The organism is Streptomyces sp. NPDC091281, assembly GCF_044757425.1.
Lineage (GTDB): Bacteria > Actinomycetota > Actinomycetes > Streptomycetales > Streptomycetaceae > Streptomyces.
The window spans coordinates 265,188-277,921 of the sequence record NZ_JBIVUY010000009.1 but is presented as its reverse complement, the minus strand read 5'-3'; the positions used below and the strand labels follow the sequence as shown (position 1 = coordinate 277,921).

The window sequence follows — 12,734 nt, the reverse complement described above, 5'->3', positions numbered from 1 at the left end:
GGTGAAGAAGCCGGGGAGTTCCCACGCCTTCCGGCCAATTGCGTGCGCCGGTCGCGGACTTGGAACCCTTGGCGTTCACGTGGAGAGGCGCTGCGGGGGCCCCGCGGACGGCCGGGTTCCCGGCGGCCCGTCCCTGTGAGGGGGGCGCGCACCGCCGGGAACCCGGTGACGACGGAGGGCGGGGCGTGTCAGACCGCCGCGGCGCCCGGCGCCTCGGCCTCCTGGAGCATCCGCTCCAGGGTGGCGCGGGCGCGGGAGACACGGGAGCGGATCGTGCCGACGGGGCAGCCCGCGAACCCGGCGGCCTCCTCGTAGGACAGTCCGACCACCTGGGTCAGCACGAACGCCTCACGGCGCTCGTCGGGCAGGGACTCCAGCAGGTCGACGAGGGCCACCCCCTCGTCGAAGCCGGGCAGGTCGCACGGCTGGGCCCGTTCCATCACCAGCGACCAGTCCACCGTGTCCGCGATCCTCGGCCGGACCGCGGCCCGCCGCAGGCTGTCGGCGACCGCGCGGCGGGCGATGGACAGCAGCCAGGTACGCGCCGAGGCGCGGCCCTCGTAGCGGTGCAGGCTCCCCAGGGCCCGCGCGAAGGTGTCCTGGGTCAGGTCGTGGGCGGACTGGGGGTCGCCGCACAGGTGGGCGACGTAGCGCAGTACGTCGTCGTGCAGGGCCCGGACGAAGCGGTCGGCCGCGACGGGGTCGCCGCCGCGGGCCGCGAGGGCCCAGGCGGTGGCGGAGACGTCCGACCGGGCGCGTTCCGCCCGGATCTGTTCCGCCCGGACGTGGTCCGTCCGGGGTGCGGGCAGGACAGAGATCATCACGTGATGTCCTTCTCGGGTCTTCCGGGACCGGCCCGCGAAGGGGCACGGGTCACCGGCGCAAGGTGGCGTCCGTACCCGTGGGGGTACGGCGGTGCCCGGGGCCCGTCAGGAGGCGCGGTGACGCGCCGGGTCGAGGGGTGCGCGCGTGCGCCGCGGGCGGTCGCGCCGCGGGACGCGCTGCGGGAAGGGCCCCGGTGGTTCCGGCTGCCTCAGTGGGCAGCGACGCCGGCGGGGGGACCGCGGAAGGTGAGGGAGGAGCACAGCAGCCGCCGTACGGGGGCCGGGCAGGCGGCGTCGCGGCGCCTGCGCACGACGGGGCGGAAGGGCGGCGCGGGCAGGGCCAGCAGCAGCCGCAGGGGTGCCGCCAGGCGGGCGGCGGCGGCCCGCAGAACGCGGAACAAGCCCCGTTCGCCGTGGGCCAGCCACAGACCGCACAGCAGCGCGGCCAGCAGGTGGGCGGCGAACATGCCGAACGACGACATGCCCTCCATCCCCGCCATGTCGTGCGCGGGGCCGAGGCCGCTCATGCCGTGCGCGGCGTGCCCCGCGCCCGTACCGCCCAAGGCGTGCGCGGCATGGGCCACATGGCTCATGTCCATGCCGCCCATGTCCATACCGCCCATGCCGCCCAGGGAGTCCGTCGCCATGGAGTCGGTGTGCGGGGAGCCCGCGGCGCCCCGGTCCAGGGCGTGGGCGGCGTCCGCGGCGGAGGCGACGGGCGACGCGGTCGCGGGGGCGAGCTTCTGGGCGAGGGTGAAGGTCTCGTGCAGCACCGCCTGCGCGGCGGTCACGACCACCACGATCAGCGTCCGGCCCCGCTCCCGGCCCGCCAGCAGCCAGCCGACGGCACCGGTCCCCGCCGCGCCCGCGCCCATGGCCCACCAGGGCACGGGGGTCGCGGACATCGTGGCGTGGCCGAGGGCGGCGAGCAGCACGCAGACGGCGGCGAACACGCCGGCCCGCGTCGTGCGGCACCACCCTCGGACAGTCATAGCCCGCTCATCCTCGCACCCGCTGTCTGGTCGTCATCAGGGGGTACGTACAAGGCCCCGCCCCCCGACTCACCGCGCGCACCGTGACTCTCGTCATGCCACGGGCCGGGAACCGGAGAGTGGTCGTGGACGACGGCGTGCTCTGCTTCTACGCCGAACGACACCGTGCCGGTTCTACGCCGAACGACAAGCGTGCGGTTGTACGGGAACGACACCTCGCGGTTCTACGGGAACGACACCGTGCCGGGCCGGACCACGACGGCCAGGACCTTCACCCGGCCGCTGCGCCGGAACTCCAGGGTGAACGGCACAAGATCGCCCGTGCGCCACGTCTGCGTGGGCACCGGCACCGTCAGGTCCACCGAACTCGGCGCCATGGCGAGGGTGTCGCCCGCGCCGACGGAGACCGAGTCGACCTGGGACCGGGAGGCGGCGTTCCCCTCCCGCATCAGGTGACGGGACAGCGTCACCTCGCCGGAGAGACCGGACGCGGTGACACCGACCAGGGCGTCGGCGGAGCCGCCCTCGTTGGCGATGCGGAAGAACGCGGCGGTGTCGGGGACCCCGGCGGACGGCAGCAGCACCATCCCCTCGGTGACCTGGATGCGCGCCGGACTGCCGGCCCGGCCCGCGCCCACCCACGTGGTGAGCCCGGCCAGCGCCACACTGCACGCGGCGACGGGCACCAGCGTGGCGAGGGCGCCGTCCCGCAGGCGCCGCCGGTCGGGCTCCGCCGACGACAGCAACCTGTTCAGCCCCTTCAGCCTCCTCAGCCCCCTCAGCTCCTTCGGCTCTTTCGGCTCCTTCAGCTCCTTCAGCTCCTTCATGGGGTTCCTCACCGGACACCGGCCTTCCCGCGCCGCGGGCCGCCCCGGGCGCCGGTGGTGCGGCCGGGAGAGGGCTGCCAGCCGCGCAGGCGCAGGCTGTTGGCGACCACCAGCACCGAGCTGAGGGACATCGCGGCGGCGGCGACCATCGGATCGAGCAGGCCCACCATGGCGAGGGGCACCGTGACGACGTTGTAGCCGAAGGCCCACACGAGGTTCGCCCGGATGGTGCCCAGGGTGCGCCGTGCCAGGAGGACGGCGTCGACGAGCGATTCGATGTCCCCGCGCGCCAGCGTCAGGTCGGCCGCGCCGATCGCGACGTCCGTGCCGTTGCCCATGGCGATGCCCAGGTCCGCGGCGGCGAGCGCGGCGGCGTCGTTGACGCCGTCGCCGACGACCGCGACCCGGTAGCCCTGCTCCCGCAGTTCCCGTACGAGGGCGGCCTTCGCCTCGGGTGTGCAGCGCGCGTGCACCTCGTCGATGGCGAGCGTCGCGGCGACGGCGTCGGCGGGCGCCTTGCGGTCGCCGGTGGCCAGCACGGGACGGATGCCGAGGCGCCGCAGCCGGTCGACGGCCCGGTAGCTGCCGGGGCGCACCAGGTCCCCGACGGCGATCAGGGCCTTGGCCCGGCCGTCGACCTTGACCAGGACCGGGGTGTGCGCGGCCTCCTCGGCGGCGGCGAGCGCCTTGTCGAGGGCGCGGGGCAGCTTCTCGTCGGGCGCGCCGACCTCGACGGTACGGCCGTCCACCAGGCCGCGTACGCCGTGTCCCGGCACCGCGGTGAACTCCGTGACCTCCGGCAGGGGATCGCCCGAGCCGGTCCGGCGCGCGTACGCGGTGACGGCGCGCCCCAGTGGGTGTTCCGAGCCCTGCTCCACGGCCCCGGCCAGGGCCACCACCTCGGCCTCGCCGAGCGTGCCCGGCAGCGCGGTGACGTGGGCCACGGTCATGTGCCCGGTGGTCAGGGTGCCGGTCTTGTCGAGGACGACGGTGTCGACGTGCTGAAGGGCCTCCAGCGTCTGGGGTCCGCGGACCAGCACGCCCAGTTGGGCGCCGCGTCCGGTGGCGGCCATGAGGGCGGTCGGGGTGGCCAGGCCGAGGGCGCAGGGGCAGGCCACGACGAGGACGGCCACACAGGCGGTGAGCGCGGCCTGCGGGTCGGCCCCGGCGCCGAGCCAGAACCCCAGCACGGTCACGGCGACGGCCAGCACGACGGGGACGAAGACCCCGGCGACGGCGTCGGCGAGGCGCTGCGCGCGCGCCTTCCCGGCCTGGGCGTCGGTGACGAGGCGGGTGATGCGCGCCAGTTGGGTGTCGGCGCCGACCGCGGTGGCCTCGACGAGCAGCAGTCCGCCCGCGTTGACGGCTCCGCCGACCAGGGCCGAGCCGGGTGAGACCTCCACCGGTCGGCTCTCGCCGGTCACCAGGGACAGGTCCACGGCCGAACTGCCCTCCGTGACCCGCCCGTCGGTGGCGACGCGCTCTCCGGGGCGGACGACGAAGACCTGGCCCACCCGCAGCTGCTCGATGGGGACGGACCGCTCGCCGCCCGCGTCGCGCACGGAGACCTTCTTGGTGGCGAGTTCGGCCAGCGACCGCAGGGCGGCGCCGGTGCCCCGCCGGGCCCGGCCCTCCAGGTACCGCCCGGTCAGCACGAACAGCGGGACGCTCACCGCCGCTTCGAGGTACAGGTGCGCGATGCCCTCCGAGGCGGACGGCACCAGGGTGAACGGCATGCGCATGCCGGGCTCGCCCGCTCCCCCGAGGAACAGCGCGTACACCGACCAGGAGAACGAGGCCGCGACGCCGAGCGAGACGAGGGTGTCCATGGTGGCCGAGGAGTGCCGCAGCCCCCGCAGCGCGCGGAGGTGGAAGGGCCAGGCGCTCCAGACGGCGACGGGGGCGGCCAGCATGAGGCAGAGCCACTGCCAGTTGCGGAACTGGAGCGCCGGGACCATCGAGAGCACCAGGACGGGGACGGACAGCAGCGCGGTGACCAGAAGCCGCTCCCGCTCGCGGCGGGCCGCCTCGTCGGTCCCGGCCGCCTCGTCCTCGGGCGCGTCGGGCTTCTCGGGCACCGGCAGGGCCGCCTCGTACCCGGCCTGCTCGACCGCGGTCACCAGGTCCTCGGGGGCGACGTCGGCCGGATGGCTGACCCGGGCGAGGCCGGTGGCGAGGTTGACCGTGGCGGTGACGCCCTCCAGCTTGCCGAGCTTCTTCTCCACGCGGCGGACGCAGGCGGCGCAGGTCATGCCGCCCACGGTGAGGTCGGTGATCACGAGGCTGCCGGTCGCCTCGCCCGCCGTCACTGCCCCGCCCCGTGGTTCATGCCCGGCATGTCGTCCGTGCCGCCGTCGCCGTCACCGCCGTCGTGACCGCCGCCCCCGCCGCCCGTGTCCCCGGTGCCGTGCATGCCGGGCGCCACCGGGCCCGCCGTCGAGCCGACGGCGTAGGAGAAGGCGCCCAGGAGCACGAGCAGCAGGAGGAAGCCGCAGAGCGCGGGCGGGGGAAGGAATCTGCGGAGGGTCCCGCCGGTGGAGCGGGGGGACAACGGGATGTCGGCCATACCCGGCCTTCCTGGTCGCGTCGAACCGTCCTGCGAGAGAAAGATGGCAGGTGCAGCGATGTCGCTCCAGTAGTCGGGGGGCCCGCCCACCGAGTTCCGGCGACCCATCGTGAGGCACGTCACACGTGTCTGACGGTGCGTCACCCGTCCGGGTCCGAGGCGCGCCTCGCCGCCCCGGGGGAACCGCCCCACCGGGCCGCCCTCCCCCGCCGTCCGTGGCGTCCGGCTCGTCGGTCATCGGTCATCGGTCATCGGTGACGGTCACTCGTTCGGGAGGAGGGTGAACAGCCGCTCGACGATCTCCTTCGGGGCGGTGGCCGGGGACCCCGAGCGGTACGGCGGTTCGGGCGCGTACTCGACGAGAAGCTGGACGGCCTGGGCGACGTCGTCGCCCGCGATGCGCCCGGCCAGGGTCAGCGCCATGTCGATGCCGGCCGAGACCCCGGCCGCCGTGACGTAGTGGCCGTCCACGACGACGCGTTCGTCGGTGGGCGTCGCCCCGAATCCGGCGAGCTGCTCCAGCGCTCCCCAGTGGCAGGTCGCGCGACGCCCGTCGAGGAGGCCCGCGGCGGCGAGGATCAGGGAGCCGGTGCAGACCGACACCGTCCAGTCGGCGGTGCGGTCGACGGTGCGCAGCCAGGTGTGCAGCGGCCCGTCGGACATCTGCTCCGCCTGCCCCGGCCCACCGCCGACGATGACGACGTCCGGTCGCGGTACGTCGTCGAGGCCGGTGACGACGTCCACCGAGAGACCGCCGAGGTCGTTGCGGACAAGGCCGGGACGTTCGGCGACGAACACGGTCTCGGCGCCGGGGAGACGGCCGAGCACCTCGTAGGGGCCGATCACGTCCAGCGCGGTGAATCCGGGATAGAGAACGATCGCGGTCTGCATGGTCCGACTCCTCGGGACACTCCGACGGGGCCCAGCACGGTACCGCCCGCCGGTCCGCCGGTCCGCTTCTCCGTCGGCGTGGCCGGGACGGGCGCGGCTGCGTCGCGGGGACAGGCGCGGCCGAGTCTCAACTCCGGGGTCGTCGTGTTTCGGCCACTAGTGACTCAAGAAACGCGATCCCCGGCGCATTCAATTCTCGCTGACTTCCGGGAAAATCGACACGCAAGGCGTGCGCGCGCACTGGTCCGTCCATGATTCCGCCGGGCTGAACCCGAGGGTCGCATTGGCGCCAATGCGCACGGTTATCTTGCCCCGCTGTACGTGCTCTGCCTACGGTGACCGTTACGACTGGCGGATCTGACCAAGCCGCCGAGGTCGCGCGCAGTTGAACGAGCGGGCGGGTGTCCGCCGTCACGGGGGGTCGCAATTGAGACTGCCATCAGACAGATTGAATGATCACGAAGAGATTCAGGACACCTGCTGCGGGAGGTTCCGCATCCCGCCATGGGCGCGTGCCGCCGACCTGTCTCTTCTGACGGAGCGCGAGCTGGAGGTTCTCGCCGCGCTGGGCGACTGCCATTCGAACACGGTAATCGCGGGCCGCCTCCGTATCACGGAGCGGACCGTGAAAAAGCATGTGACCAGCGTCTTCGTCAAGCTGGAGATCACGTCGCGGGCCGAAGCGGCCGTCATCGCGATATTCGGGAAGCGCCCTCCGTAGTGCCCTTAAGGACACTAGAACCGCTTATCGGGGACATGCCAGCATTATCGGGTCGACTTCAACCACAGGGGAGAACAACTGTGTCTGCGTCCACTCTGATAAGCGAACCGACAGCCGCCGACGAATCGGTGAAGGCGAAGGCCGTCAGCGCCTACACGAACGCGTCGATCGGCGCGTACGTGGCGGCGACCACGGCTCCCGCGCGGGCCATCACGTCGATCAGGACGAAGGTCGACAAGGGCCTCGTCCGCTACGACGCGTGGTTCCTGGTCTTCACCGCCGTCATCCTCGCCCTCGGCGCCACCATCTTCGCCGGTCTGGTCATCTGGTGCGTGACGGTGAAGGGCAAGAGGTTCACCGGCAACTGGTCCTTCAAGAACTTCGGCCTGAAGGTCAGCGCCGAATGCGTATAGCCACCTGACGGCTGGGTGCGCCAGGTGCCCAGGAAGCCCGCCGGACAGGACTCGGGCTCCCTGGGCACCGCCCTGATCGACCGACTCGACAAAGGATCAACGCGACAGTGTCTCTCCTCAATGTCAACGACGTCAGCTACTCCTACGACGGAATTGTCAACGTCCTCCTGGACGTGTCCTTCACGGTCGAGGAAGGCACGATCGTCGGTCTTGTCGGCCCCAACGGCTCGGGCAAGTCCACCTTGATCAGGAACATCTTCGACCTCGTGCGCCTGCAGTCCGGAACGATCCGGATCGGCGATCACGAGCACACCCGGCCCGAGGCGAAAAAGCTGGGCATGTATCTGTCCAGCAACGACTACCTGCCCGAATTCCTCACCGCCCGCGAGTACATCTCCATGATCGGCAAACTGTTCGACCTCACTGTCGACCACGACGAGGTCATCGGCCTGTTCCGCAGGTTCTCGATGGAAGGCCGCTACGACCATCTCATCGAGGACTACTCCCACGGCATGCGCAAGAAGACGCAGTTGGTGTCCGCGCTCGTCATGCGCCGGCCGCTGACCGTCATCGACGAGACGCTCAACGGCATCGACCTCGAAGCACTACATCTCGCCGAGAGAGAGTTCCGGCGGGTCCGCGACGCGGGGCGTTCGATCCTTCTCTGCACGCACGACTTCGCCGTGCTGGAGCGCCTGGCCGACAGGACTCTCTTCCTCGACCTGGGCCATGTGGTGTGCGACGAGCCCACGGAGGATCTGGTCGAGGAACACGGATCGCTGTCCGCCATGGTGTTCCACCACCTCGAAACCTCCCAGCGATGACGGCGGTCCGGCTGAAGCAGTCCGCCGTCCTGGCCCGGATGCTGCTGGTCTTCTTCCGCCGCCGTGTGCTGCGGGCAGGAGTCCTGAAGTCCACCCCGGTCAGAGTGTTCGTCGTGGTGGCGTCCGCGCTGCTCCTGGGCGTCATGTGCACCGCCGCCTATTTCTTCCTGCGCCCCCTGGCCGACGAAGCCGCCGTGTGGCGACTGCTGTTCGACACTTCGACGGTGTCCCTCCTGCTGTGGGTGCAGATCGCGTTTCTGCTGGTGAAGGTGTTGTTCATCAACGCGGAGGGCATGCTCCGCCTCAGCTATCAGTTACCGGTCACCAACCGGGAACGCTCGATGGCGTTCCTCATGTACGAAGCGGCGATGACCGCCCTCGTGGCCGCCGCCGGTCTGGTCTCCCTCTCCGTCAGCGCGCTGATCCTCCTCGGTCCGTCCGCGATCGCCCACATCACGGCTTCGGTCGTCCTTCCCGTCGCCCTGACCTACCTGGTGCTGTCGGTGCTGTACCAGTTGCTGACCCGGATGTGGATGCTGATCAGGCTCAGCCGGATTGCGGGCGTCCTCAACGTGCTCGTCCTGTTCGCCGTGCTGGCCTTCTACTCCGCGCAGATGACGTTGATGGTCCAGGACCTCTCCGGCGCGTATCTGAGCAAGCGGACCGAGTACACGTGGGCCACGTCGGTGTCCTGGTCGTGGAACGAGCACGGGCCCTGGCTCACCCTCGCCGCCGCGGTGGCCTTGTCGGCCTTGCTGATCGCCCTGACCTTCGCCCTCGCCCCGAACCAGCACGTACGGCAGTCCCGCTACTTGAAAGTGCCCGGAAGTGTGCGGCTGCGGAGCGTCCTGGGGCCCTACGACTGGTGTCTGCTGCGCAGCGCGCAGACCGTGGCCGCCGCCGCGATGGCGGTCGCGGTGTTCGTCTACCTGCTGCTGGCCAGACCTTCGATGAACCCCCTGTGGGGCCTCGCTGCCCTGTCCTTCGGTGGCCTGTACCAGTTCACCGCCACCCAGCCGCTGCGGATGCTGCCCGGCGCGCGGGAAGCGGCCTGGCGGGTCTACGCGCGGCTCATCAGGGCGCAACTGGTTCTGCTCGTCGTGTTCGCCGTGCCCGCGCTCGCGATCACGACGGCGGTCCACCCCGACCGGCTGCTCTCCAGTGGCGTGGCCCTGGCCTCCTGCATGGGCGGCGCGGTCGTGACCACGTGCATCAGCATCGTGTTCCCGGCAGAGAAGGACAATCCGTTCTCGGTGTTTCTGGGGTTGTCCGTGGTCGTGATCGTTCTGGGCCTGTCGGTGATCGCGCTGGGCCTGCTCAGCCTTCCCCCCTGGGCGGTGACGGCCTGTCTCGCCGGGGCGGCCGTCGCGTTCGTCTGGTACGCGGTACAAGGAATCCACGCAAGCGAGTCGAGGAGAAGGAATGCTCAAGGCACGGTCGGTCGTGAAAGCCGCCCTGGGGGCCGCGCTGCTCACGCTGGTCACGGTGGCGGCGACCCTGCTCGCCCTCATGTTCTCAACGGGCAGTGACGAGGTCGGTGAACGGAAGGCGTTCTTCGGATCGATGGTGTTCGAGACGGTGGAGAAGGACAACGGGGCGACGGGCATCACCACCGGCGTCGACAACCCGGTCCCGATCATCGTCCTGTTCCTCGTGCTCACCGTCGTCCTGACGCTGGTCCAGATCATCTACCGGGGGTTGAAGGAGCGCCGTGACCAGCTCCTCCGCGAGAAGCCCGGCACCTGATCTGAAGGTCCGTACCGTCGGCTGGGCGGTGGCCGCCCAGGTGTGGCCGCTGCTGGCGTTCGCCGGTGTCCTCCTCGCCGCGGCTCTGGCCTGGCGGGCGCGCTCCGGTGACCCGGTTCCGGCCGAGATGGCATGGACGCTGCTGGTCGAACCGGCCGCCCTGGGCCTGGCGGCCTCGTTCGCCCTGCACGAGTCGGCCCATGTCGTCGTCCTCAAACGGATCCGCACGGTCACTCACCTCACGATCGAGCGGACAGCGTGGCGCACGTCGGTCATCCCGGAAGGGACCATGACCGCACGGCAGACGGCCGTGGTGGCCCTGGCGGGTCCGGCTGCCTGCGTCGCGGTGGGTGCCCTTCTGTGGGTCGCCGACCTCGACCGGAACCTGGCCTGGTGGTACCTCGCGCACATCGCGTTCCTGCTGCCGCCCTTCGGTGACGGCCGAGCCCTGTGGCACAGCCACGGCGCGCTCCGGAGGCAGCAGCCCGACGACAGCGAATGAGCGCCGGCAACCGCCCTCGCTGTCGGCGTCCTCCTCTCCCGCTTCCCCCAGGACCGTGCCGCGGTCCTCGGCGTTTCGGCCATCCGCGCTCCGGACGGCTTCCCGGCCCGGCAAGGGTCGGTGTACGCGACAGCCAGGAACTTCCCTTGCCTCACTGGCTTCACAGCCCGTCCGAAATACATGTGTTCGAACCGGCGGGTGTCCTCGTTGAACGCCATGAACCGCAGGAACACCGACTCCTGGAGGCCGTCATGCACCGCTGTCCCTCCGCCGCGCCGCCGCCTCTTCCCCTCTCGCATCTTCTCCTCTCACCCGATCGGCACGAACCCGCTTGCCGCGGCGGCGTCCCGCGGCCTGTCCGCCGCGCCGTCGGCGCGTCTCGCTCAGCGCGTGCGAAAGAGGGGTGGACGGCATGAACAGCCCCGCCGAGGCAGCCACCGGCGGCGTTCCCGGCCCGCGGTCCGCCCCGCTGCCTCCTCCGCCCACCACGGTGCCGGCGGGTCCGGAGGACGACGACCCGACCGACGCTCTCGAAGAGGCGTACTGGTCCGTTCACGACGGTGCCGCCGCCAGTGCCACCGTGCGTCAGGTCCTCGCACGACTGCCCAGGATCACCGCGCTGATCGGCCGGATGGCGTGGCAGGCCGACCGCACGGCCACTCTCACGGCCATCGCCTGCCAGCTCGCGTCCGCCGCCATGGCGGCCTTCGGTCTGATCGCCTCGGTCGGCGTGCTGCAGCACCTGTTCGCCCAGGGCCCCACCCCCGACCGGGTCCGTGCCGCCGTCCCGCAGATCCTCCTGGTGGCGGGCTTCCTCACCGCCCGGTCCCTGCTCGACACTGCCGTCTCAGTGGCTCAGGCACGGGTCACTCCCAAGATCCGCACCAGGCTGGAATGTGAGTTCCTCCACCTCACCGCGCACGTCCGGCTGGAGGCGGTCGAGGACGCGGACTGGCACGACGAGGTGCACCGAGCCAATGACCGCGGGCTCTTCTACGCGCGGATGATCGTGGGGCAGGTGGTCTCCCTCGCCTCGGCGGCCCTCGCCCTCATCGGTACCGCCAGCGTGCTCAGCGTCCTCCACCCCGCTCTGCTGCCGCTGCTGTTGCTGTCCGTCCTCCCGGTGGGCGTCGCCGCCGTCCGCAGCGCCCGCGCCCGCTTCCACTCCTTCAAACGGTGGAACGCGCTCCAACGCCGCGTGCGGGTGTTCTCCTGGCTGCTGCTCGACGTGGACGCCGCCGCGGAACTGCGTGCCGACACGGCCCAGGGCGCGCTGCTGGACGAACATCGGCGGCTGACCAGCAAGATCGCTGACGAGGACACCCGTCTCGGGGTGCACGCCGCCCTGCTCAACCTGGCGGGCCGGGCCGTGGGCGGCGTCGGCACCGGCGTCACCTACGCCGCGCTCGCCGCCATGCTGATCGCGGGATGGCTCCCCCTGGCGGCGGGTGCGGGCGCCGTCCTCGCCATCCAGGCCGGACAGTCGGCGCTCACACGGCTCATCGAGGTCGGCCACCTCGTCTACGAGCACGCCCTCTGGGTCGATGACCTCCTCGCCGTGCAGGACCGCAGTCGGCGCCTCCTGCCCCGCACGTCGGAGCTTCGCGCACCGGACCACGTCCAGGAGATCGCCGTCCGCGACGTGCGCTTCTCCTATCCGGGCAAGGACCGGCCCGCCCTCGACGGAGTGTCCTTCACCCTCCGCGCCGGGCAGACCGTTGCGTTCGTCGGTCTCAACGGCTCGGGCAAGTCGACCTGCGCCAAGCTGCTGGCCGGTCTGTACGAGCCGCAGGAGGGCAGCGTCCGCTGGGACGGCGTCGATGTGCGCGAGATGGACGCCCACTCGGTGCACCAGCAGGTCGCCTGTGTGCTCCAGGACCCCGTGCGCTTCCCGTTCAGCGCGCTCTCGAACATCGTCGCGGGCACCGGCACGCTCACCCACGTCGAACCGAGGCGGGCCATGGCCGCCGCACGTGCCGCCGGAGCCGACACGGTCATCGCCGCTCTGCCCGATCAGTGGAAGGCCCTGCTGTCCAAGCGGTTCAAAGGAGGCCAGCAGCTCTCGGGCGGGCAGTGGGCGAAGATCGCCGTCGCCCGCGGCCTCTACCAGGGGTCGGTGCTGCTGCTCCTGGACGAGCCGACCGCCAGCATGGACCCGCCGTCCGAACACGCCGTGTACGAGGCGGTCCTGCGTGACCGTCTGCGCAAGGACCGGATCACGGTCCTGATCTCCCATCGGCTGGCCAGCGTCGTCGCCTGCGACCACATCTACGTCTTCGACGCGGGACGCGTCGTGGAGTCGGGTTCGCACGAGGAACTCATGGCCCTGGACGGCGACTACGCCGCCATGTTCACCCTCCAGGCCAGCGGCTACCGCGCCCCGGCCGCCTCCGCCGAGGAGACAGGCGGATGAACACGGCTGCGCGGC

The 12,734-nt window shown here is 71.4% G+C and carries 13 protein-coding genes; 7 read left to right on the top strand and 6 right to left on the bottom strand.

All coding sequences use genetic code 11. The features are described 5' to 3' along the window. Positions 1-188 precede the first annotated feature (188 nt). The 6 genes from ACIQPQ_RS24265 to ACIQPQ_RS24240 all read right to left on the bottom strand — a co-directional run bounded on the left by ACIQPQ_RS24265 (position 189) and on the right by ACIQPQ_RS24240 (position 6,100). Positions 189-821 carry a sigma-70 family RNA polymerase sigma factor gene (locus tag ACIQPQ_RS24265; protein ID WP_401307018.1) on the bottom strand — a complete coding sequence of 211 codons (633 nt, stop codon included), beginning with the start codon at positions 819-821 and terminating at the stop codon, positions 189-191. A 212-nt stretch (positions 822-1,033) separates the two neighbouring features. Beyond that, positions 1,034-1,816 (bottom strand): hypothetical protein, encoded by a 783-nt coding sequence (locus ACIQPQ_RS24260; protein ID WP_401307016.1) that lies wholly within the window; start codon positions 1,814-1,816, stop codon positions 1,034-1,036. 224 nt (positions 1,817-2,040) lie between these two features. Next, the gene (locus ACIQPQ_RS24255; RefSeq protein WP_401307013.1) at positions 2,041-2,643 is read right to left on the bottom strand and encodes a copper chaperone PCu(A)C; all 603 of its coding nucleotides are present in this window, start codon (positions 2,641-2,643) and stop codon (positions 2,041-2,043) included. 8 nt (positions 2,644-2,651) lie between these two features. Next, entirely contained in the window at positions 2,652-4,952 is a 2,301-nt protein-coding gene (locus tag ACIQPQ_RS24250) for a heavy metal translocating P-type ATPase (protein WP_401307010.1), read from the bottom strand. Further along, positions 4,949-5,209, bottom strand: a complete 261-nt coding sequence (locus ACIQPQ_RS24245) for a hypothetical protein (RefSeq protein ID WP_401307008.1) — start codon at positions 5,207-5,209, stop codon at positions 4,949-4,951. The genes ACIQPQ_RS24250 and ACIQPQ_RS24245 overlap by 4 nt, the downstream gene beginning before the upstream one ends. Before the next feature lie 261 nt (positions 5,210-5,470). Then, positions 5,471-6,100 (bottom strand): DJ-1/PfpI family protein, encoded by a 630-nt coding sequence (locus tag ACIQPQ_RS24240; RefSeq protein WP_401307005.1) that lies wholly within the window; start codon positions 6,098-6,100, stop codon positions 5,471-5,473. A 448-nt stretch (positions 6,101-6,548) separates the two neighbouring features. On the opposite strand from ACIQPQ_RS24240, the gene ACIQPQ_RS24235 reads away from it, so the two are divergent. The 7 genes from ACIQPQ_RS24235 (at position 6,549) to ACIQPQ_RS24205 (ending at position 12,719) form a co-directional block, all read left to right on the top strand. Then, positions 6,549-6,821 (top strand): response regulator transcription factor, encoded by a 273-nt coding sequence (locus tag ACIQPQ_RS24235; protein ID WP_401307003.1) that lies wholly within the window; start codon positions 6,549-6,551, stop codon positions 6,819-6,821. Positions 6,822-6,901: 80 nt separating this feature from the next. Continuing rightward, entirely contained in the window at positions 6,902-7,234 is a 333-nt protein-coding gene (locus ACIQPQ_RS24230; RefSeq protein ID WP_401307001.1) for a hypothetical protein, read from the top strand. Between the two features lie 107 nt (positions 7,235-7,341). Continuing rightward, the gene (locus tag ACIQPQ_RS24225; RefSeq protein ID WP_401306998.1) at positions 7,342-8,058 is read left to right on the top strand and encodes an ATP-binding cassette domain-containing protein; all 717 of its coding nucleotides are present in this window, start codon (positions 7,342-7,344) and stop codon (positions 8,056-8,058) included. Further along, complete coding sequence (locus ACIQPQ_RS24220) at positions 8,055-9,587, top strand: hypothetical protein (RefSeq protein ID WP_401306995.1); 1,533 nt, start codon at positions 8,055-8,057, stop codon at positions 9,585-9,587. Before ACIQPQ_RS24225 ends, ACIQPQ_RS24220 begins: the two co-directional genes overlap by 4 nt. Next, positions 9,544-9,804 (top strand): hypothetical protein, encoded by a 261-nt coding sequence (locus tag ACIQPQ_RS24215; protein ID WP_401306992.1) that lies wholly within the window; start codon positions 9,544-9,546, stop codon positions 9,802-9,804. The genes ACIQPQ_RS24220 and ACIQPQ_RS24215 overlap by 44 nt, the downstream gene beginning before the upstream one ends. Beyond that, positions 9,770-10,306 carry a hypothetical protein gene (locus ACIQPQ_RS24210; RefSeq protein ID WP_401306990.1) on the top strand — a complete coding sequence of 179 codons (537 nt, stop codon included), beginning with the start codon at positions 9,770-9,772 and terminating at the stop codon, positions 10,304-10,306. The genes ACIQPQ_RS24215 and ACIQPQ_RS24210 overlap by 35 nt, the downstream gene beginning before the upstream one ends. Positions 10,307-10,718: 412 nt before the next feature. Further along, positions 10,719-12,719: an ABC transporter ATP-binding protein gene (locus ACIQPQ_RS24205; protein ID WP_401306987.1), complete on the top strand. Its 2,001-nt coding sequence runs from the start codon at positions 10,719-10,721 to the stop codon at positions 12,717-12,719. Positions 12,720-12,734 lie beyond the last annotated feature (15 nt).